Source organism: Kordiimonas aquimaris, from assembly GCF_025574485.1.
GTDB lineage: Bacteria > Pseudomonadota > Alphaproteobacteria > Sphingomonadales > Kordiimonadaceae > Kordiimonas > Kordiimonas aquimaris.
In genome coordinates this window covers 167,588-189,414 of sequence record NZ_JAOBPO010000004.1, presented here as the reverse complement: position 1 = coordinate 189,414, position 21,827 = coordinate 167,588, and the positions used below count along the sequence as shown (strand labels likewise).

The following is a 21,827-nucleotide window of genomic DNA, read 5'->3' as shown; positions in this document are numbered from 1 at the left end:
AACCCCGTATAGCGCCTGTATTACATTATGGATAGCCTTGTTTGCACCATCTGTATAAATGTCAAAAAAAAACGCCCGGGCAAACCCAGGCGTTTATATATCTCAGTTCAAACTAAAGCTTAGAACTTGTATTTGATACCGAACTGAATGCGCCATAGCGTATCACCAGTATCAATGTCTTCGTTAATCGCAGCAGGGTTAAAGTCGCGGAATACGAAACGACCGTCAACGATATCTGTTGCAACAACGTCAATACCCTCACCTGTGTTACTTGTATTCACAAAACGCTGAACACCAGCACCACTATCGATGAAGTTAAGTACGTTCTCAAAATCGATGAACAACAGGAACTCGTCTTTGTCAGTGAAGCCAAAGCCAGGAAGCTCTTGTTGGAAACGAATATCAAGATCTGCGTTCCAAGGCTGTTCAAACGACGTCCGTGGTACAATGCCACCAGCAAACTGAGACAAGTTGTTTTCTTCGATAAAGTTGAAGAAAGCAGTTGTATCAATTGCAGAGAAATCTACCAGTGGATCATTCGGGCCAGTTGGAATGTATAGCAAGCTACGTGCTTCATCATCACTATCACCAAATGCATCACGCGATGTACGTGCATCAAACACAAATGATAGTGGACGACCAGAGTTGGCGCGGAAGAAGAAGCTTAAGCTTGACGTAAGATCATCAAAGAAGTCTTCACGGAAAGTCGTGCTAATTACAATGTTGTGCATGTTGGTGAATGTAGAATTGCCAACAGGAACATTGTTAAAGTCTGACGTTCCAACTTCTTCAAAGTTCGAACCCGCAGTAGAACTTGTACCTGGGTTACCAACATTTGCATCAGCATATGCATAACCAGCACGGAAGCTCATTGATGCAGTGTCAGAGAAATCAAACGTTTTAGCAAACTGTGCCGAGAATGAGTAGTTGTCGCCGTTGCGGCCATCAGCAGCATTCGTCAGAATGATGTTCTGACCAAAACCACCAGTGAAACACTCAGCAGTCGTACCTGAGTAACCACGAAGGTCATCGTTTAGTACAGCATTACATCCAGCAGCAGTCGGATCAATACGTCCATAAATTGGACGACCATCCGGTGCAGTACCTGTTTGCGCAATACTCAAATCAACGAAATCTACAGCGTTTCTGTTTTTACCGTAGATAAAGTCAAAGTTTACTTGCCAATCGTTGAAGAAGTCTGCGCTCCAGTCTTGCGTATAGTGTGAAATACCAAAGCTGAAACGATCTTGGCTTGGTGGCTTAAAGTTTGGATCAGTTGCCGCCACATCAGCAAGGTTTTGGCCAGCTTGTGCTTGCTGTTCAAGAGCCACACATGCAGGAATGCCTGTGAATGCGCCGCCTTGAAGAACTTGCAGATCAGCAGCTGTACATAAACCATTATCGTCGCTTGTTGCATTACCAAAACCAATGGCACCGCCAAAGTTCTGGAATGAGTTCGCAAACCAAACTGTTGGATCACCACCTGAGAAGCGAGCAAAGCCACCAGTTATCGATGTATCACCAAAGTTTTCAGGCAATTCCCAGCTGAAGCCGATGCGTGGCTGGAACACATCCAAACCATCGAATGCTTGCGTATTGGCAAAACCGAAACGGTTTTGGAACACTGGGTTATTGATTGGGCTATCGCTTGATTTATAGAAATCGTAACGCAGACCAGCAACAATGTTTAAGCTGTCTGTTGCCTGCCACTCGTCTTGTAAATAGATAGAGTGGATATCACGAGAAAATTCAGCAGCCCCATCAGCAGCATTACCGGTGAAAGAACCATTGCCAGTAATTTCACGGGCCAAACCAGCTTCAAGTGCATCAATATCATCAAACAGGATTGTGCCTGTTGCGTTGATAATGAACAGGTTAAACACGTCAAGGCTATCAAGCTCGTAACCAGCAGTGATAGTGTGGTTACCCGTTACATAGTCAGCTTTCAGCTTGATCTGATCAACTTCAGTATCTAGTTGGTTCGCACTACGGAAAACACCCGGGCCAGAAGCAAAGTCCTGACCAAAGAATTCGTTGCCGAATGGTCCAATAGCAATCCTTGGAATTGGATTAGCTTCTTGTGCTTCACCACCAAGTGTTGGACTTTGAATATCACCAACTGTGTTACGAGATGCGCGAATTTCAGTCGAGAAGTTATCTGTCCAGTTTGAGAACAAGCGAACCGCATACGTGTCAGAAACAGAACCACGATCCTGGAAGTTGTCTTCGAACGTAAACTCACCGCGGCCACTGCTAATATCATCACCAAGTAGTGCATTTTCTTCAAGGCGTGAGTATGACGCTTCCAGACGGTGCTGATCATTGATCTGCCAATCCAAACGACCGAAGAAACGACGGCTCGTTTGTGGCAATGTACGAATGATACCGCCCGGATCACGACCATAGCTATTGATCAAGATGTTACGAATACGTTCTGCTTCAGCAACAGTTACGCCGCTTTCGTTTGCAAAACCACCACCAATTGGGCCTTCATCCTGAATGCCGCCAGAGCTTGTTTCTTCATATGAACCATAGAAGAACAATTTGTCTTCGATAATCGGGCCACCAAGTTCAGCGCCCCAGTTATAGTTATTGAAGTCAGAGGCAATAGTGGTGTCTTCAATCTGGTCACCCGTGAAGTTATCACCAGTGTATAGGAAGAATGCAGAACCCGTGAAGTCGTTCGTACCGGATTTTGTAACAACGTTAATGTTACAACCGGTGAACTGACCATATTCAACATCAACAGGCGAGAACTCAACAGATGTTGCAGCAATCGTGTCGAATGGAATTGGGAATGTATTACGCGCCAGGTTACCAGATGAATTCAAACCAAATGGGTCTGCTGCACGCACACCGTCAATTGTGAAAGAGTTAACCCGGTTACTGCCACCAAGACATGAAATACCAAAACCTTGTCCCCCGCTACCACGGTCAATGTTTACGCGTGGATCAATACGGATAACGTCACGAATTTGACGGCTAACAGATGGAACAGCTTCAATATCAGTCAGGTTGAACGATGTACCAGGGCCAATCGCAAGGTTTGTGATAGACGCTGCAGAAGCAACAACAACGATTTCCTCAATACCTGATTGCGCATCAGATAGAGCAAGGTTGAAACTTGCTGTATTACCAAGAGACGTACTAACGTCTGTAACCAGGATATCTTCATATTGGCCACCGCTTACACGAATTGTGTATGGGCCACCAACTGTCAATGAGCGAACACTGAAGTTACCACTAGCATTTGTTGTCGTTGTTTGGCGAGCACCAGTACGCGTGTCAGTTACAACCACAGCATAACCACTTGCAGGATTACCTGCTGGTGTTGTCACTGTACCACGGATGGATGTTGTAATTTCTTGCGATATTGCTGGCACGGATGCTGCCATAGCAGCAAGCGCTACACTACTGCATAGCGTCGTTCTAAATAGGCGATTCATTCCCAAGCTCCGTTTATGAATGGTTGCATTCAAACCACAGGACGTTTTGAAAGCGACCAACTAACCTCTCACGAGAGGTCTCTAAAAAAAGATGTACACATAACCCCGACCTGTAGCTGATCAAATCTTGACCCAAAGGTCAAGTCCATCCAGAAACCGGCACAAAAGCTGGTGTGTCGCACCCTTCTAGGAGCGTTTCATTTCAGTTTTTTGACGAAAGTGTCAAGATTCGTTAAACCAATGATCAGTTCTGGGCACATCAAGTTCTAAACTGTTGCCAAAATGCGACATAGTTGCCGCTCAAGGAATACATCAACATGCCACATGTATGTGTGCACGCATCAAAATTCGCATTATCTAGCTAAATCCGCCCGAATCGACGCAAAATCGAACTATAGTTGAGAAAGGCTATGGTTAGCCTAGCTCACACGCCAATCTATTTAAAAACTTCGTTGAGATAACCAGCTAAACGCACACCGCCCTTTGACAATTGGCTTTTAATCAGCGGCATATATTTGTAGGCATAATCCCATGACAGGATACCATGGCTATTTGCGTAGATGTCATCACGCAGAACAATATCTTCATGCACCCAGTCAATCGGCTTGGCTTCTTGCCACCTAGTGATCATTTCAGGTTTGATCTTGCGATTGAGAAAGCGGGTCCATTCCGTAAAAGACAAATCACGATGATCAATAATATGCTCGTCCCAAACACGGTGTAGATTTGTTAGCTCTTCCATCCAAACAACATCAACCCGGTTACCGCCCCGATCTTCCGGATGGCCGACATGAAGCGGCTGATGCAAATCTCCAACGATATGAATCACAAACCAGATAGCACGGCGCTTGTCTTCTACACTGGCAGCATCATCTTTCAAAACTGCAGTAAATTTCTCAAGGGCCGTGAGTGCATCTCCTGCCGGATTTTTCTCACTTTCTTCGTATGTTTGCCCTGGCGAAACATTAATATAATGGTATGGGCCAGCTTCTCGCTGCCAAAATTCATCCGGGTTGGAACGCATTTCATCAGGCATGGTGGAAGCCTCAGCCATAAACTCGTCACCAAGAATGCGCTCAACTGCTGCCCGTGCTTCTGGTGTTAGGTGCAATGATGCCAACTCCGCAATGACACGGTGCCCTGTTGGGCCGTATGCGCTTACGTTGCTTGTAGCCAATGTGACAGCGAATAATAGAAATGCAAATTTCCGCACGATGAATTTCCTTGTTAAATGAAACCCCGAAAGTTTCTTGAATTGACGTACTTTAAATTACGCTTTCGCCTTCACTCAGAGGAGCGATTCCCAAATGACTTGCAACCGTTTGCCCAATATCAGCAAAGCTTTTACGTACGCCGCCACTACCAACCTTAAATGACGGGCCATATGCAACAAATGGTACATGTTCGCGTGTATGATCACTGCCGGGCCAAGTCGGGTCACAGCCATGATCTGCCGTTAATATAACAACATCATCGTCACGCATTTTATCTGTAAACTCAGGAAGGCGTGCATCGAAATATTCCAATGCAGCTGCATATCCCGCCACATTACGGCGATGACCATATGTTTGGTCAAAATCAACAAAGTTGATAAACGTAAGCGAGCCATCCTCGGCTTCGTTTTGCATTTTCAAACTTAAGTCAAACAATCCATCCAAACCGTTGGCTTTAACTTTTTTGGTTAATCCACTATGTGCGAAAATATCAGCAATTTTGCCAACAGATATAACTTCCCGACCCGCTGCTTTTAGCTTGTCTAACAATGTTTCTTCGTGCGGTGGTGTCGCATAATCACGGCGATTTCCGGTTCTGGCATAATCACCTTCATCACCAACAAACGGCCGGGCAATCACACGCCCGATATTATAGTCATCAACCAAAACACGTGCGGCTTCACAAACCTCATACAAGCGCTCTAACCCAAAATGTTCTTCGTGCGCAGCAATCTGAAAAACACTGTCCGCTGATGTATATACAATCGGCATACCGTTGCGCACATGCTCTGCACCTAATTCATCCAAAATCACGGTGCCAGAAGCGGCTTTGTTACCAATAACGCCGGGAATGCCGGTTTTTTTGATCAGTTTGGCTATTAAATCGTCCGGAAAACTCGGAAATTCTGCTGGGAAATAACCCCAATCATATTCAACTGGTAGACCTGCCATCTCCCAATGACCGGAAGGTGTGTCTTTACCATACGATCGCTCAGCACATGCAGCATAAAAGCCGCTAACCTGACCGTCATATTCAGTTCCAGCATGAACTTTTCCCGTTGCAATCTCAGCTGCTTTACCAAGACCAAGTTTCACCATATTAGGCACATTAATCGGACCAGCATTTGGACGGTCTTCGGCAGTATTGCCAGCAGCACACCATTCCGCAATATGACCAAATGTATCAGAGCCAACGTCGCCAAACTTTTCAGCGTCCGGAGCTGCGCCTATACCGAAACTGTCCAGAACCATTATAAATGCACGCGCCATAACTTAACCTTCAATCACTTCAGAAATAACAGGCAAAGGTGCCTCTTTTATATCAGCGACAACAACTGCCGACTGAACCGCCTTTATGGCCTCACGTGCTTGCTCATCAGAATGGCAACGCACAATTGCCAAAGGTGCATCCGCATCAACTTTATCACCAATCTGGCATATATCGGTGAACCCGACGCTATGATCAATGGATGCTTTCGGGTCGATACGCCCACCCTTCATCGCAACAACCGCCATTCCAATGCTGCGTGTATCCATGCCAGTCACTATTCCAGCTTGTTTTGGTTTAATGGCATATGCTTTCGCCGCGACTTTCAGCGTTGCTTGATAGTTTGACAGAATATTTGGTGTTCCGCCTTGCGCGGTCACCATCTGCTCAAACAATTCCGCCGCTTTCCCTGAAGCAAGGGACTGCCGCGCTTTTTCTGTAGCTATCTCAACACTGTACTCAATGCCCGCTATCACCAACATATGCGCTGCCAGCGCTAGCGTTACTTCCATCAAACGTGCATCGGCAGTAGCAGGATTTACAAGGAATTCAATTGCCTCAACAACTTCAACTGCATTACCAGCTGTTCGCCCTAAAACTTGGTTCATATCAGTTAACAGTGCCCGAGTAGGCGTGCCCGCCGCACAGGCTACCCGCACAATGTTTTCAGCCAATTCCTTGGATGCTGCATAGTTCGGCATGAATGCGCCGGTTCCGAACTTTACATCCATCACCAATGACCCCAATCCAGCCGAAAGCTTTTTGGACAAAATAGAGGCAGTAATCAGTGGTATTGATTCTACAGTCGCCGTGACATCCCGCACGCCGTAAAAGCGCTTGTCAGCAGGTGCTAGTTCCCCCGTTTGGCCAATAATGGAGCAACCAATTGTTCTGACAATCTCCGCGAACCTATCAATGCTGGGATATGGGTCGTAGCCTTCTATCGCTTCAAACTTATCCAACGTGCCACCTGTATGACCAAGCCCGCGACCTGAAATCATCGGCACCAAACCACCACACGCTGCAACAATCGGCGCAAGCATCAAGCTTACCTTGTCACCCACACCGCCTGTAGAATGTTTATCAACAATCGGTGCACCTGCGTCAAAGCCAAGCGATTGCCAATTCATCACATCCCCGGAATCGCGCATCGCAAGCGTGAGGGCAGCACCCTCCTCTGCTGACATACCATTGAAAAACACAGCCATAGCAAAAGCTGAGATTTGCGCATCGGCAACTTCACCGCTAGTGATGCCTGCAACAAATCGTTCGATATCAGCATCGCTGACTGTCTGGCCGTCACGCTTCTGGCGTATAATTTCTTGCGGTATAAAAGCACCCATACTCATGACTTATTACTTTCCATACTCGATACTTCAGCTACATTTTCCGGAGCAAATGAATGCGGCAACAAAGCCGACAAAGTTGTTTCGCTCACAATTGCGCCGGTTACATCGCAAACCGTTATCCTAATATCGTCCGCACCTGTAAATTCACGCAATTGCTGCCGGCAGCCCCCACACGGTGTACACACATGATACCCCGGGCCTGCGACCACCAAATGCCGGATGGTTTTACCGCCCCCCATAATCATATTACCAATGGCGTTTGGTTCACCACAAAACCCGAGTGGGTACGCAGCGTTTTCAACGTTACAGCCGCTATATATGTTGCCGTCATCAGCAAGCAGTGCCACACCAACTGGATGATTAGAGTACGGTGCATAAGCTTTCGCTCTTGCTTCAATCGCTGCTGCAATCAACTGATCCTGTTTCATGTCATCGATTCTTTTCATAAGGAATGCCGCTGGCTTTCGGCGCATCCATTTTACCTGCAAATCCAGCTAAAATCACTACTGTAAGAATGTACGGCAACATAATGGTAAACTGTACAGGAATTTCACCGATAAGCGGCAACTCAACACCTTGCAATCGTCCTTGAAGCGCATCAACAAAAGCAAACAAGAGGCAAGCCAGCAGCGTTGGTACGGGCTTCCAGCGGCCAAAAATCATCGCAGCCAACGCGAGATACCCTTTGCCAGCAGACATGTCTCGTATGAACCCAGCTCCAAGAGCTGTGGACAAAGAACTGCCCGCAATACCGCATAAAATACCCGCAATTATCATGGCTTGATACCGTAACAGAACAACTGAAATACCGGCTGTTTCGACAGCCTCCGGGTTTTCACCAACAGCACGCAAACGCAAGCCAAAACGTGTTTTATATAGTACCCACGCCACCACAGGTACGGACGCAAAGGCTACATATGTCAGCATAGAGTGACCGGATAATACATTACTATATACATCACCGATTACTGGCACCGAGCTTAATGTATCCGCAAGCGGTAATGTAATTTCGGTAAAGCGTGCCTCATTTCCCAGCAACGGTGTTTGGCCACCCCTGGAAAACCAGGCATTTGCTAGTGTTGGTGCAAGCCCTGCCACAAGAATGTTAATTGCCATACCTGATACAATCTGATTGCCACGCTGGTTGATGGAAACATACCCATGAATAAGCGCCAACAGTACAGATGCCATTATGCCCGCCAGCAACCCGGCCCATGGTGAGCCGGTTACAGCAGCAGCGCTTGCAGCAGCAAATGCAGCCGCCAGCATTTTACCCTCAAGGCCAATATCGACAATTCCCGCGCGCTCGGAACATAGTCCCGCCAAAGCAGCAAGTAATAACGGCGTTGCTACACGCAGCGTAGAATTCGAAAGCAAGACAAGGTCAGTGAGGAACTCCATCACACATTACCTCGCGTTTTAAACCGCGCTGACAATGCATCAATAGGTCGTTTGAACAAGTGCGGCATCGCGCCGGCGAACAGGATGACCAAGCCTTGAATTACAACACTCATGTCTCGTGTGATTTTGCTCATCTCAAAGCCAAGCTCTGCACCGCCTTGATAAATTGCACCAAACAATATGGCGGCGAGCACAATACCAAAAGGATGGTTACGCCCCATAAACGCCACAGCAATACCAACGAAACCATAGCCAAGAGTAAAATTACCAATCAGCCGCAATTGCTCACCCAGTAATTCATTCAACCCCATCATGCCTGCAAGAGCGCCAGACAACATAAGGGCTATAACGGTTACTTTCGGCACTGAAATTCCCGCGTATTTTGCTGCTTCCGCGTTTTGGCCAACCACACGCATTTCGTAACCAAATCGCGTCCGGCGCAATAAAAACCAAACAGCGAATGCCGCAAATAAAGCTATTAGAAACGAAACATTCAGTGGACTTTGTTCAAAACTGATACCGACCAACTCAAGTAATTCATCAGCCTTCGTTAGGGCTATACCATCTGGATAATCACTGCTTTCAGGCATTTGACCACCAGGCCGTTGTAATGGCCCCACCAACAAATAAGCCAACAATGCTGAAGCGATAAAGTTGAACATGATCGTCGTTATAACAATATGACTGCCGCGCTTAGCTTGTAATACTGCAGGAATATAGGCCCACCCGGCACCAAAAAGTGCGGCACCTACAATCGCCCCAATGATAGCAAGCAGGGGCGATACATCACCCAACCAAAACACGGCGAGTGTAAGCCCGAGCCCACCAAGCATTGCTTGTCCTTCACCGCCAATGTTGAAATGGCCAGCATGAAACGCGACAGATACGGCGAGGCCTGTGAAGATAAAGTTCGTAGCATAATAGAAGGTATATCCGATTGCTTCTTCATAACCAAAAGCACCTTCGATAAGAAAACCAAGCGCAGCAACAGGATCTTCACCGATTAACCACACCACAAAACCAGATAGCAACAGTGCCACAACAAGGTTAATTAGCGGCAATACAATCGCGGAAACAACCCCTGATATTTTAGGTGCAGCATTCATTACACGGACGCCTGAGTTTGCTGTTCAGCAGTACTGGCATCTCCGGCCATCATCAGGCCAAGTGTGCGTTCATCTGCTTGATCAACAGGAACAATCCCTGCTAATTTCCCATCACACATCACCGCTATACGGTCACTCACCACCATTAATTCATCCAAATCAGCCGAGACAACCAATAAAGCTTTGCCTTGATTACGAAGAGCTATGATTTGGTCATGTATTTTTGTAACGGCGCCAATATCGACACCCCGCGTTGGCTGCCCTATAACCATAATCTCAGGGTCACGCGCAATTTCGCGTGCAATCACCAACTTTTGTTGATTACCTCCTGACAGGGCCTCCAGCGGCAAATCCGGATCACGTGGTCTTACATCCTGCGTTTCATAGTAAGTATCAGCGGCATCAGCTATTGCATTTAGCTTGAGTAGCCCGCCTTTACTGAAATCATTTGTCCTTTGATAGCCCAGGACCGCATTTTCCCTACCAGTCATGCTTGATACAACGCCAGTTTTTAAACGGTCTTCTGCGATGTGCGCCAAGCCCATGTCACGTAACATTATTGGATCATACATATGATCCGATGTATTCGTTACTTTTCCTGAAATGGTAACTTCACCATCAGTGACACGGCGCATACCGGATAATACTTCCAGAAGTTCTGTCTGACCGTTACCCGCAACGCCCGCAACACCTAATACTTCACCGTCGTATAGTTCAAAGCTGATACTATCCAGCGCAGCATGACCCATATCCGACAAAGCACAAACATTGGTAAGCCTCAGGCGTGCCTGCGCTGCTCCGCCCCTATCTTCTGCTTCCACAGCACGCGTGATTTTCGCACCAACCATTGCCTCTGCCAGTTGATCAGGCGTGGTTTCACTCGTCGCCATACGCGTGATCACTTTACCACCACGGATAACGGTTACAGCATCCGTAACAGCAATAATTTCATGCAATTTGTGCGTTACAAACAACACCGTTTTGCCCTGACTCTTCAGCACATTAATCAGCGCAAAAAGCTGATCACATTCCTGAGGCGTTAACACAGCCGTTGGTTCATCAAGGATCAACGTTTCCGCACCGCGGTATAATGCCTTAAGTATTTCAACGCGTTGTCGTTCGCCGACAGAAAGATGTGACACAGGTGTATCTAAAGGCAGATTAAAACCAAACTCTTCTTCTAACTTTTTGATTTTTACTGATGCTTCGGCGCACGCACGTTTAAGCAAGCCTGCACCTTCAGCACCAAGAATAATGTTTTCTAATACCGTGAAAGGTTCAACCAGCATAAAATGTTGGTGCACCATTGCGATGCCAGCACTCATTGCATCGGTAGGATTGGAAAACCTGCAATGCTCACCATCAACTAAAATATCGCCGCTATTTGGTGTATAAAAACCAAACAACATCTTCAGAAGGGTAGATTTTCCAGCACCATTTTCACCAACAATGCCGTGAACAGACCCCTTATCAACGACCAGAGATATCTGGTCATTCGCTTGCACAGCGCCGAAACGTTTTGATATCTCTCGCGTCTCAATTGCTGGCTTCATGTCAGTCTCTATACTTCCGTTATCGTCAACGCGAATGCTTAATGCCCCGCGTTACTACCCGCAACATCTGAAACAATGATCTCACCTGCGATAATCTTGGCACGCGCATCATCAAGTCGCGCTTTCATCTCGTCAGTGATGAGTGACGCATTGTGCTCATCAAGAGCATAGTCAACACCGCCTTCAGGTAAACCAAGTATACGGTGGCCCGGTGCCCATGTGCCATCTCTGGCTTCCTGCATCGCTTGATATACAGCAAGATCAACGCGTTTTAGCATGCTGGTCAGCACCGACCCGGGCTGTACATGGTTCTGATTACTATCAACACCGATTGCCAGTTTGCCGTCATCTTTTGCGGCATTAATAACGCCAAGACCAGAGGGGCCTGCAGCAGAGAAGATAACATCAACGCCGCGCGCATATTGAGACTTCGCCATTTCGGCAGCCTTAATAGGGTCATTCCACGCTGCAGGTGTTGTTCCAACATAATTTTCAATGAAATCAACATCTGCGTTTGTAAAGGTTACCCCTTGCTGGTACCCCGCCTGAAAGCGACGAATAAGTGGAATGTCCATACCACCAATAAAGCCAACCTTACCGGTTTTAGTTGTCATTCCAGCAATCATTCCAACCAAAAACGATCCTTCGTTTTCTTTGAAAGTGATCGACTGCACGTTCGGCAGGTCCACAATACCGTCAATGATAGTAAATTTGATATCCGGGAAACGCTGCGCAGCATTACGCACAGCAACAGAGTATCCAACACCGACGGCTACAATGATATCCGCCTTGCGGCGTGCGAATCGCTTCAATGCCTGTTCGTATTGTGTTTCGCTATTTGGCTCAAAATCCCGAAACGCAATACCCGTTTCCTGGTTAAACCGTTCAACACCGCGGTAAGCAGCCTCGTTAAAGGATTTGTCAAATTTTCCGCCAATATCATAGAGCAGTACTGGCTTGAAGTCTTGCGCAGTGGCAGCACTTGCGTAAGCAATTAAAGATACAAATACAGCTAATATTTTGCTTATCGAAAGTTTCACTAATTTATACTCCTCAATGGCGTAAAAATGCCTATGCTCTCTTATGCATCGAATAGGGGTGCGGGCGCAAGGGAACCAGAGCAGACATCAACGGTCAACCATTTTTGACAAACTAGTCAAGATTGAGTCGACATTGCATGGTAAAATTGACTATTTAATCTTCTCGTTCGGCACAAGGAGAGCAAACGCATGAACACATCAGTAACCGTTGTTGACCATCCGTTGGTTCAACATAAACTCACCTTAATGCGCCGAAAGGAAGCAAGTACTGCGGAATTTCGTAAATTGCTACGAGAGATAGGTCTATTTCTGGGCTATGAAGTTTTACGCGACTTGCCCTTATCTGATGTACAGATAGAAACGCCCGTTTGCCCAACCAAATCACCTGTTTTGGCTGGAAAGAAGTTAGCATTCATTTCAGTCCTGCGCGCAGGGGATGGCCTGCTTGGGCCAATGCTGGATTTGGTGCCTTCCGCACGCGTTGGCCAGGTTGGACTTGCCCGTGATGAAGAAACGCTTCAGCCCACGCGGTATTTTTTCAAGGTGCCTAAAGGTATAGATAAACGGTTAACTGTTGTGCTGGACCCCATGCTTGCCACAGGCCATTCAGCCATACGCGCTGTACAAGAACTTAAAGACGCCGGTGCAAAAGATTTGCGGTTTGTATGTTTGCTGGCCGCACCTGAGGGAATTAAGGCCTTCACGGAAGCACACCCCGATGTACAGGTAGTAACAGCGTCTATTGACGAGAAATTGAATGACAAGGCTTACATTGTGCCAGGTCTAGGTGATGCCGGTGATCGGCTATTTGGTACGAAAGAAGGGTAAGCTATATGTCCGTTGAAAAGAAATATGTAACAGCGCAAGAACTCCTGGATGATTCGTTTGATCTAGGTATTCAGATCCTTAAAAGCGGATTTCGCCCCAAGTTCATCGTTGGTGTATGGCGCGGCGGCACACCAACCGGCATCGCTGTTCAGGAAATCCTCGACTATTACGGCGTAGATACTGATCATATCGCAATCCGTACATCAAGCTATGTTGGCATGCAGCAGCAAAAAGAAGTCAAGGTTCATGGCTTAGAGTACATCGTGAACAACATTAATGCTGAAGACAGCTTGTTAATAGTTGATGATGTTTTCGATTCAGGTCGCTCAATCGCAGCAACAATTGACCATATCCGGGCAAAATGTCGTCGAAACACGCCTGAAATCATCAAAATTGCTACGGTTTTCTATAAACCCACACGCAATGTCACTGATTTTGCGCCAGATTTCTATTGCCATGAAACTGATGATTGGTTGGTCTTCCCACACGAATTGTCTGATATGTCACGTGAAGAAATCAAAAAGCACAAAAATCTGGACCTGCCGGAAATAGAAATTTAATTCGGCCAAACATTCCAACACAAGTATTAAGGGGCACCGCCATGACATATAAAGATGTACAATCATGCGCAGCATACATCAAAGAACGTTTTGACGGCGACATACCAAGCATCGCAATGGTATTGGGCAGTGGATTGAACAGCCTTGCTGATGCAGTTAAGAACGCAACGGTATTTTCATTTCTTGATCTACCAGGTTTTCCCAAACCAACCGTTGAGGGCCATGCTGGCCGCATGCTGATTGGCACGCTGGAAGGAAAGCCCGTTATTTGTATGCAGGGCCGCGCACATGCATATGAAGGTAATTCACCGGAAAAACTTGCGTTTTCCACACGCGTTTTATGGGCACTGGGTGTTGAAATTCTGGTGCTTACTAACGCGGCAGGCAGTCTCATGAAAGACGCAGGCCCCGGCAGCTTGATGGCCATCACAGACCATATCAATTTCTCAGGCATTAACCCTCTTGTTGGTGTAAATGACGACCGCTTTGGCCCTCGGTTTCCAGATGTAACCAATGCCTGGGATAAAGAACTAACAAGTACCTTCGAAAAATGCGCTGATAAACTCGGATTTCCACTGCATAAAGGTACATATTTGATGGCAATGGGCCCTAACTTCGAAACACCTGCCGAAATTCAGGCTTTTCGTGTAATGGGCGCAAATGCTGTAGGCATGTCTACGGTGCCTGAGTGCTTAACCGCGCGCCATGTTGGCATGCGCGTATGCGGTGTAAGTTCTATCACCAATTATGCCGCAGGTATGACAGGTGATGAGCTAACGCATCACGAGACAATGGAATTCGGTGCAATTGCTGCAGTGAACCTTGAAAAGCTGCTACGTGCTTTCGTAGAGCAAATCGCCGCTTAGATAATAATTTAGTAGGTAAACACTTGAGATTAATCGCCAGTATCATCGCAATTATACTGATTTCATCTTCCGCTTTTGCGGATATGAAAATTATATTGCTTGGTACTGGTACTCCCTTTGCTGATCCTGAGAAATCGGGGCCAGCGACAGCTGTTATAATTAATGACAAAGCATGGATTGTTGACGCTGGGCCCGGTGTTGTGCGCCGCGCATCAGCCGCACATATTGCTGGTGAAAAGGCTTTGACCCAACCAAACCTTTCTCGCGTTTTGATCACGCATTTACATTCAGACCATACACTTGGCCTGCCTGACATCATGTATTCTCCGTGGACATTAAACCGCGTTGATCCGGTTCAAATTTGGGGCCCAACAGGCATCAAGGAAATGGTCAACGGTATCGAGACCGCCTATGCCGTTGACTTGCAAATGAGACTTGAAGGTGCTGAGCCAGCAAACGCAACAGGTTGGAAAACAGTTGTGAATGAAAGCACTGGCGGCATAATTTTTAATGATGACAACGTAACCATAGAAGCAATTCCTGTTTGCCACGGTGATTGGGAATTAGCATTCGGGTATAAATTCACCCACAACAACAAGGCCGTCGTTATTTCAGGTGACACAACATATTGCCCGGCGCTTGAAGCAGCGGCAAAAAATGCGGATATTCTTGTTCATGAAGCCTACGATGGCGCGGCGCTTAAAAAACGAAAACCAGAATGGCAAAACTATCACAGTAAAGCGCATACTTCTGCCAAAGATGTTGGCAAGCTTGCTACAAATGCTGGTGTAAAGTCGGTAGTGCTTTATCATCAACTCCCATTCAGTGGCAGCAAACAAGCCATGTTGAAACAAATTGGCTCTACCTACACAGGTCCAATTACATGGGGCGATGACCTCATGGTGATTGATGTTGAGTAACACTGCTAGAACTTAAACCCCCTTGATGCTCAATCTTATCCATGACACAGAGGTCGTGGTTGATGAAACGAGGGTAACATTGAGTGACAAAACTATCTGACAATATGCGCGGCGCACTTTTTATGGTGCTTGGCATGATGGGCTTTACCTTCAATGACGGCTTGATGAAGCTGATCTCTTCGGATTTGCATTTGTTTCAATCCATCTTCATTCGCGGTGTCATGGCAACTACGCTCATTGGCATTTTGGCTTGGCGGAACGGGGCTTTGTTGCACCCAAAAGCCAAAATGAGTCGCTTGCTCATTGTGCGAATGCTCGCAGAAATGGGAGGCACTTTTTGCTACCTAACGGCTCTGTTCAACATTCCTCTAGCAGACGCAACGGCCATTTTGATGGCTTCCCCGCTTGCCGTAACATTAGCAGCGTCTTTATTTTTGAGAGAACGTGTTGGCTGGCGTCGATACATCGCCATTGCCATCGGCTTCATTGGCGTTGTCGTTATTTTACGACCAAGCGCAGACGGCATAAACACCTTTTATTTATTTGCATTAGGTACCGTATTTTTCATGGTTTTACGTGACTTATGCACACGCCGTTTTGACCCTGAAATGCCGTCGCTATTCATCGCCTTTACAACCTCAACATTGATGACACTAGCGAGTGCCGCAATGATTCCCTTTGATGGTTGGCAGCAAGTCTCTACCAAAAACATAAGTGTGCTGGCAGGGGCGGCTATCTTTATATTCTTTGGTTATCTTTTCACCATTATGACAGTGCGGGTTGGCGAAATTAGCTTTGCTGCACCATTTCGTTATACAGCTTTAATTTGGGCAATGATTATTGGTGTCGTTATGTTTAATCACATACCTGACACAGCTGTTCTAATAGGCAGTACTATTGTGGTTACAACAGGCCTGTACTCATTACTGCGTGAACGCACTGCAAGCAGTTGGTCAGTCAGGAATACCCGGCCAAGTCTTTAAGCATTATGATTTTGCGGTAATAAACGCTGCAGCGCCGCCCATTGCAGTTGCGCCGATACGATTAGATAAGCGCAGCGCTCTCGGGCTTTGCAAATAGCGCCGGGCCCTGCTTGCCAACATAATGTAGGCAATATCAATACATGCCAAAGTAACAAGTGTTACAACGGACAGTATAAGCCACCCCGCAATCGTGATATTTTTCAGGTCAATGAGTGTGGGCAAAAGCGCCATATAGAAAATAACAATCTTGGGGTTACCCATTGTTACGGCAAAACCGGCAAGAAACATTTTAAAATTATTCTTCGCTTCGGGCGCTTGCAATTCTGCGGTGCCAGATGTTGGTGCCGTCCACATTTGCCAAGCCAAATATACCAAGTAAGCGACGCCGCAATATTTGATCAACGTAAATGCCCATGCGTATATGTCAGCGACAGCCGCTAGACCAGCGACAGCCAGTGTCATCCATATTACTTCACCAATCCACATGGCAGCCACAAAGGGCACAACGTCTTGCCAGCCCTTAGTCACAACGCGAGACACCATTGCAGCAATGCTAGGCCCAGGTGAACCCGCACTTATCAAAAGTGCGACCACAAACACAACAATCGCAGAAACATCAGGCATATATCACTCAATTTTCTCTTGCGAGCTAAACAACGACTCTATCACAGTTCCGTCTACGGGAGTTCCTGGATCAATGCCCAACCACGAGGCAACGGTTGGGTGAACATCAACTTGATTGAGCGTATCAATGGTAATTGCACGCTTAATACCGTCACCCCAAGCATAAAAAGCGCCATGCATTTCAACTACATCCGGCGGATAACCATGTGTGGATTGCAATCCACCTGTCGGGACCTGAAACGCAACGGGCCAGATGTGTGTCATACCTAACCAGTGAACGATATCGGGAAACTGATCAGGGTCTTCCAACCAATACGGCGGTTTCGCCTGCACTAATAAATCACCTACACGGCTACCCTTGCCAATCCGAGCATATGAAGGGAGCTCGTTCGAGCGGTACACATTCAAAAATTCATAATCTGAAAGAGCCGTAAACGCAGCATCTATTGCTGCTTCATTCTTGAAATATAAAAAACTGCTGGCGCCAGAGGAAGCGTAATCAGCTTCAATATCGTGTTTATTTAGTATCCTTTTGATATTTACATATTGTTCAACAGGCTTATGACCGTGATCAGCTCCTATGAACAACGCCTTTTCAACATCATCTGGTAACCCACCTAGCGCATTCAACACCTTTCCAATCGCAGCATCTAGATTAGACATCAAAGTCCTGACGATAGAGGTATCATAGTGGATTGAATGATCCGGCTCCTGAAAATATACAACAATCAGTGATGGCCGCTCTTCTTTTGGTTTCCTCAGTAAACGCACAACTTCATTTGCGCGCTCCGTATCGCTTGGGTAGTCAGACCATTTTGTTTCTTTTGATACAAAAGTTGCTCGCTTACCCTTACTAGAAGAAGCAAAACCCGTAATACCAATTGCAGCCGAGGTAACACCTTGACGTTCGGCAGCTTCAAAAATGCTCTCACAGCCGGTTCGCCAATCAGCATCGAGCGAGCTATCATACAAACCACGCTCAGGGTCGATAAATCTATTTGATAGTATCCCGTGATTTTCTGGCCAGCACCCAGTCGTGAAACTAGTATGGTTAGACATGGATACAGTTGGATAAACAGGGATCAAATGATCGCTTTTAACACCTTCACGAGCTAACCGGTCAAACGTTGGAGTGTCGACTTTATCAACGAATGCCGGTGCGAGCCCATCAACAAGTATAACCACCGCAAGTTTGTCTTTTGCATAGCTCGCGTTTGAAGTGCACACATAAGCAAAAAGGACTAAACATAAAGCTTTATAGAAAGGCTTCATTAATACGGTTTACCACCCTCGTTGGCATCACCGTATGGCACCCATATGTTTTTCACTTCTGACGCACGCTCCATCATAGTACGGGCACTAAATTGCGTCGCATCCATGAAATCATAAGTTTTCCCATAGTTAACCCATGTGCGTTTCATGTTCTCGGCAGCTTCGCGTTCAACCATTGTGCTACCGTCTTTTGTTCCAAAATACCACAGTCCATCAACACCGTAATGCTTGGCAAGCGGTAGTGTCATTGCCCCGCGTTCACCTGCAACAATGTTAATCACACCGCCGGGCAGATCAGATGTTTCAAGAATTTGATAGAAATCTGTTGCAAGTAGGGGATATCGCTCACTCGGTATAACCACTGTTGTGTTTCCGGCAGCAATTGCGTATGCGGCAAGCGTTACTAGCGCAAGCAACGGTGCTTCGTCAGGGCATACAATACCAATGGTGCCAACCGCTTCATTCATAGCGAGCGCAACACCGCGTATGGGTGGCTGGTGTACAGCACCGTCATGCTTGTCTGCCATTGCAGCAGCTGTAAACAAACGCTCGATCGAAACCGCGACTTCCTGCGCGGCTGCCTTTTTGCTGGCTCCCGTCAATGAAACAAGGCGTTTTTCAAATTCTTCTGCACGATAACCAAGATTTTCAGCGATATAATATAGAATTTGCGCCTTCAGATGCCCTGAAGTTGCAGCCCACTTTGCAGCACCGTTCGCTGCTTCAACTGCATTTCGAATATCTTTGTAATTACCTGCGCCAATCAAGCCTGCAAAATCACCTTTATGGTCAGCTACTACAACAGAGTCGCCGCCATCAGGCCGCGCTTGCTTGCCACCAATGTAAAACTTCGCTGTTTTATCAATGCCTGGCTCACCACTTGCCTTGGGCTTTTTAACGGCACTTGGCATTAGAGTTGATTTCATATCTTTAAGCGAAGCTTCATAGCGTGGTTTCAAATATGCAAGCATGCCTTCGCGGCCACCTTCGCGGCCGAATCCACTCTCACGGTAGCCACCAAAGCCTGCAGCGGCATCAAACATGTTGGTTCCGTTTATCCATACAATGCCTGCCTTTAACGCAGGCGCAACTTCAAGCGCACGACTTATGCTTTCAGACCACACTGTCGCGGCGAGGCCATAACGTGTGTTGTTAGCCAAGCCAACTGCTTCACCTTGGGTTCGGAAAGTAATTGCTGTCAGAACCGGACCAAACACTTCTTCTTTGAACAGAATGTTATCCGTACCCACACCTGTAACCAGTGTTGGTGGATAGAAAGAGCCAGCAGATGGCATTGGACAGTCTGCCTGAAAAATTTCAGCACCTTCATCAACGCCTTTAGCAATCAATTCTTCAATGCGTTTTTTCTGTACACTGTCAACAACGGCACCAACGTCGATACATTTATCAAGGCTGTCACCAATGCGCAGCTTGCCCATACGGGCCTTCAACTTCGCAAAGAAACGTTCAGCAATGCCTTCCTGAACCAGCAGGCGTGACCCTGCACAGCATACTTCACCTTGATTGAACCAGATAGCATCGACCAAACCTTCAACTGCACCGTCTATGTCAGCATCTTCAAAAACGATGAAAGGCGACTTGCCACCAAGCTCCAGCGTCAATTTTTTACCACTGCCTGCAATAGCGCGGCGAATGGCTTTACCCACACCGGTGGAGCCCGTAAAGGCAACCTTGTCCACATCAGCATCAACGATCATGGCACCAACATCACCAGCACCGGTAACAATGTTAACAACACCAGCAGGCAAGCCAGCCTCTTCACAAAGCTCGGCAAACATCAATGCCGTTAGCGAAGTAAATTCAGCCGGCTTCAATACAACTGTGTTACCGGCAGCAAGCGCTGGAGCCACCTTCCATGCCAACATTAGAAGCGGGAAGTTCCACGGAATAACCTGACCTGCAACACCTATTGCCTCGTGTGCCGGAAATTCTTCACCTAGAAGCTGCGCCCATCCCGCATGATGATAGAAATGACGCGCAACAAGTGGGATATCAATGTCTCGGCTTTCTCGGATTGGCTTGCCGTTATCAAGCGATTCTAAAACAGAAAGCACACGTGAATGCTTTTGCACCAAACGCGCCAATGCATACAGGTAGCGTGCCCGGGTATGCCCGCCTGACTTTGCCCATATCGGCTGCGCCTCGCGCGCAGCTTTAACAGCCGCATCAACATCTTCTTGGCGTGCGGCTGTAATTGTTGCCAGCTTCTCACCTGTTGACGGAGCGTAAGTATCAAAAGACTTAGCACCTTCTGGCTTTACCCATTTACCATCAATAAACATGCCGAAGGCATGATCATTTGACGTCAACCACGCATCTGCGTTCGCGCGACTTTCCAATGCTGGGCTATAGTCCATAGTTTCAAACTTTTCAGTAACACTCATGATTGCCCCCTAGCCCATCGGATGCCGATACGCGACGGAATAGCCGCCTGTTGCATGATATTCTAATTGTCGTTCCAGATCGCCTAGCAAGCTGGATGCACCAAACCGAAATAACTCCGGCTCCATCCACGCACGCCCCAACTCTTCTTTGATAAGAGACAAGTATAACACAGCTTGCTTCGCAGTTTTAATGCCACCAGCTGGCTTGTATCCCACCTTGATACCGGTGCGTTCATAAAAGTCTCTGATCTGGCGGATCATCACAAGGGACACCGGCAATGTAGCATTGATACCTTCCATCCCTGTGGATGTCTTGATGAAGTCAGAGCCTGCCATCATGGCTGTCATTGACGCTTTACCAACCTGTGTCAGGTTCCCATGTTCACCTGTTGCCAGAATGGTTTTCATGTGTGCGTGGCCACAAGCTTCCTTGAAGGCCTTAACTTCATCGTAAAGTGCTTGCCAATTGCCGTTAAGTACATGAGCTCGCGTCACAACAATATCTATCTCGCGAGCACCGGCAGCAACCGAACGGCGAATTTCTTCAAGACGTGTCTCCATTGGTGCAAGACCAGCTGGAAACCCGGTAGAAACAGCCGCGACAGGCACCCCTGAGCTACCAAGTGCTTTCACAGCCTCTTCGACCATTTCATGGTAAACACAAACTGCGCCTGTAGTTAGACGCATATCCTGCGCGCCAAAGGCAACAAGGACATCGCTACGTACCGGATGCATAGCTTTACCACAAAGGCGGCGAACACGGCCCGGCGTGTCATCGCCAGCAAGGGTTGTCAGATCAATGCAACTTACCGCCTTCAACATGAAGGCAACCTGCGCTTCTTTTTTTACAGCCCGGCGACCAGCTAGCGTATTCGTACGCCGCTCAACCGCACTTTTATTAACCCGGATACCATCCAGCCAATCAGCGTGAAATGCGGTTCCTTGATTTACAAAATTCTCAGTCACATCATTCGTCCCAAAACAGTATTAGCA

At 47.1% G+C, this 21,827-nt stretch carries 18 protein-coding genes; 5 read left to right on the top strand and 13 right to left on the bottom strand.

The genetic code is table 11. From position 1 onward, the window contains the following. Positions 1–119: 119 nt before the first annotated feature. The 9 genes from OEU88_RS13885 to OEU88_RS13845 all read right to left on the bottom strand — a co-directional run bounded on the left by OEU88_RS13885 (position 120) and on the right by OEU88_RS13845 (position 12,376). Complete coding sequence (locus OEU88_RS13885; protein ID WP_262695805.1) at positions 120–3,446, bottom strand: TonB-dependent receptor; 3,327 nt, start codon at positions 3,444–3,446, stop codon at positions 120–122. 436 nt (positions 3,447–3,882) lie between these two features. Further along, on the bottom strand, positions 3,883–4,659 hold the full coding sequence (locus tag OEU88_RS13880; protein ID WP_262695804.1) for a S1/P1 nuclease: 777 nt from the start codon (positions 4,657–4,659) through the stop codon (positions 3,883–3,885). A gap of 52 nt (positions 4,660–4,711) precedes the next feature. After that, positions 4,712–5,929, bottom strand: a complete 1,218-nt coding sequence (locus OEU88_RS13875; protein ID WP_262695803.1) for a phosphopentomutase — start codon at positions 5,927–5,929, stop codon at positions 4,712–4,714. A gap of 3 nt (positions 5,930–5,932) precedes the next feature. Next, positions 5,933–7,270, bottom strand: coding sequence for a thymidine phosphorylase (deoA, locus tag OEU88_RS13870; protein ID WP_262695802.1), 1,338 nt, complete (start codon positions 7,268–7,270; stop codon positions 5,933–5,935). Between the two features lie 2 nt (positions 7,271–7,272). Beyond that, positions 7,273–7,722, bottom strand: coding sequence for a cytidine deaminase (locus OEU88_RS13865; RefSeq protein WP_262695801.1), 450 nt, complete (start codon positions 7,720–7,722; stop codon positions 7,273–7,275). Beyond that, the gene (locus OEU88_RS13860; RefSeq protein ID WP_262695800.1) at positions 7,706–8,677 is read right to left on the bottom strand and encodes an ABC transporter permease; all 972 of its coding nucleotides are present in this window, start codon (positions 8,675–8,677) and stop codon (positions 7,706–7,708) included. The genes OEU88_RS13865 and OEU88_RS13860 overlap by 17 nt, the downstream gene beginning before the upstream one ends. After that, positions 8,677–9,783, bottom strand: coding sequence for an ABC transporter permease (locus OEU88_RS13855; protein ID WP_262695799.1), 1,107 nt, complete (start codon positions 9,781–9,783; stop codon positions 8,677–8,679). Before OEU88_RS13855 ends, OEU88_RS13860 begins: the two co-directional genes overlap by 1 nt. Next, a complete protein-coding gene (locus OEU88_RS13850) occupies positions 9,783–11,336 on the bottom strand; it encodes an ABC transporter ATP-binding protein (RefSeq protein ID WP_262695798.1) in 1,554 nt (517 codons plus the stop codon). The genes OEU88_RS13855 and OEU88_RS13850 overlap by 1 nt, the downstream gene beginning before the upstream one ends. 38 nt (positions 11,337–11,374) lie before the next feature. After that, positions 11,375–12,376 carry a BMP family lipoprotein gene (locus OEU88_RS13845; RefSeq protein ID WP_262695797.1) on the bottom strand — a complete coding sequence of 334 codons (1,002 nt, stop codon included), beginning with the start codon at positions 12,374–12,376 and terminating at the stop codon, positions 11,375–11,377. A 189-nt stretch (positions 12,377–12,565) separates the two neighbouring features. Here OEU88_RS13845 and upp point away from each other — a divergent pair, with 189 nt between their 5' ends. The 5 genes from upp to OEU88_RS13820 all read left to right on the top strand — a co-directional run bounded on the left by upp (position 12,566) and on the right by OEU88_RS13820 (position 16,533). Next, complete coding sequence (upp, locus tag OEU88_RS13840) at positions 12,566–13,204, top strand: uracil phosphoribosyltransferase (RefSeq protein WP_262695796.1); 639 nt, start codon at positions 12,566–12,568, stop codon at positions 13,202–13,204. A 5-nt stretch (positions 13,205–13,209) separates the two neighbouring features. Then, positions 13,210–13,764, top strand: coding sequence for a phosphoribosyltransferase (locus OEU88_RS13835; RefSeq protein WP_262695795.1), 555 nt, complete (start codon positions 13,210–13,212; stop codon positions 13,762–13,764). 41 nt (positions 13,765–13,805) lie between these two features. Beyond that, positions 13,806–14,630: a purine-nucleoside phosphorylase gene (locus OEU88_RS13830; protein ID WP_262695794.1), complete on the top strand. Its 825-nt coding sequence runs from the start codon at positions 13,806–13,808 to the stop codon at positions 14,628–14,630. Between the two features lie 23 nt (positions 14,631–14,653). Beyond that, positions 14,654–15,550, top strand: a complete 897-nt coding sequence (locus OEU88_RS13825) for an MBL fold metallo-hydrolase (RefSeq protein ID WP_262695793.1) — start codon at positions 14,654–14,656, stop codon at positions 15,548–15,550. A gap of 83 nt (positions 15,551–15,633) precedes the next feature. Beyond that, a complete protein-coding gene (locus OEU88_RS13820; RefSeq protein ID WP_262695792.1) occupies positions 15,634–16,533 on the top strand; it encodes a DMT family transporter in 900 nt (299 codons plus the stop codon). 3 nt (positions 16,534–16,536) lie between these two features. Here OEU88_RS13820 and OEU88_RS13815 read toward each other — a convergent pair whose 3' ends face one another. The 4 genes from OEU88_RS13815 to deoC form a co-directional block, all read right to left on the bottom strand. Further along, entirely contained in the window at positions 16,537–17,157 is a 621-nt protein-coding gene (locus OEU88_RS13815; RefSeq protein WP_262695791.1) for a LysE family translocator, read from the bottom strand. 3 nt (positions 17,158–17,160) lie between these two features. Beyond that, a complete protein-coding gene (locus OEU88_RS13810; RefSeq protein WP_262695790.1) occupies positions 17,161–18,342 on the bottom strand; it encodes an alkaline phosphatase family protein in 1,182 nt (393 codons plus the stop codon). Between the two features lie 86 nt (positions 18,343–18,428). After that, complete coding sequence (locus OEU88_RS13805; RefSeq protein ID WP_262695789.1) at positions 18,429–20,834, bottom strand: aldehyde dehydrogenase family protein; 2,406 nt, start codon at positions 20,832–20,834, stop codon at positions 18,429–18,431. Positions 20,835–20,843: 9 nt separating this feature from the next. Continuing rightward, a complete protein-coding gene (deoC, locus tag OEU88_RS13800; RefSeq protein ID WP_262695788.1) occupies positions 20,844–21,800 on the bottom strand; it encodes a deoxyribose-phosphate aldolase in 957 nt (318 codons plus the stop codon). Positions 21,801–21,827 lie beyond the last annotated feature (27 nt).

What these genes read in the sequence shown, in the direction of transcription:
- OEU88_RS13885 (WP_262695805.1), bottom strand. Translation starts at nt 3,446, where the DNA reads ATGAATCGCCTATTTAGAACGACGCTATGCAGTAGTGTAGCGCTTGCT.
- OEU88_RS13850 (WP_262695798.1), bottom strand. Translation starts at nt 11,336, where the DNA reads ATGAAGCCAGCAATTGAGACGCGAGAGATATCAAAACGTTTCGGCGCT.
- OEU88_RS13805 (WP_262695789.1), bottom strand. Translation starts at nt 20,834, where the DNA reads ATGAGTGTTACTGAAAAGTTTGAAACTATGGACTATAGCCCAGCATTG.
- OEU88_RS13815 (WP_262695791.1), bottom strand. Translation starts at nt 17,157, where the DNA reads ATGCCTGATGTTTCTGCGATTGTTGTGTTTGTGGTCGCACTTTTGATA.
- upp (WP_262695796.1), top strand. Translation starts at nt 12,566, where the DNA reads ATGAACACATCAGTAACCGTTGTTGACCATCCGTTGGTTCAACATAAA.
- OEU88_RS13855 (WP_262695799.1), bottom strand. Translation starts at nt 9,783, where the DNA reads ATGAATGCTGCACCTAAAATATCAGGGGTTGTTTCCGCGATTGTATTG.
- OEU88_RS13860 (WP_262695800.1), bottom strand. Translation starts at nt 8,677, where the DNA reads ATGGAGTTCCTCACTGACCTTGTCTTGCTTTCGAATTCTACGCTGCGT.
- OEU88_RS13865 (WP_262695801.1), bottom strand. Translation starts at nt 7,722, where the DNA reads ATGAAAAGAATCGATGACATGAAACAGGATCAGTTGATTGCAGCAGCG.
- OEU88_RS13875 (WP_262695803.1), bottom strand. Translation starts at nt 5,929, where the DNA reads ATGGCGCGTGCATTTATAATGGTTCTGGACAGTTTCGGTATAGGCGCA.
- OEU88_RS13835 (WP_262695795.1), top strand. Translation starts at nt 13,210, where the DNA reads ATGTCCGTTGAAAAGAAATATGTAACAGCGCAAGAACTCCTGGATGAT.
- deoA (WP_262695802.1), bottom strand. Translation starts at nt 7,270, where the DNA reads ATGGGTGCTTTTATACCGCAAGAAATTATACGCCAGAAGCGTGACGGC.
- OEU88_RS13830 (WP_262695794.1), top strand. Translation starts at nt 13,806, where the DNA reads ATGACATATAAAGATGTACAATCATGCGCAGCATACATCAAAGAACGT.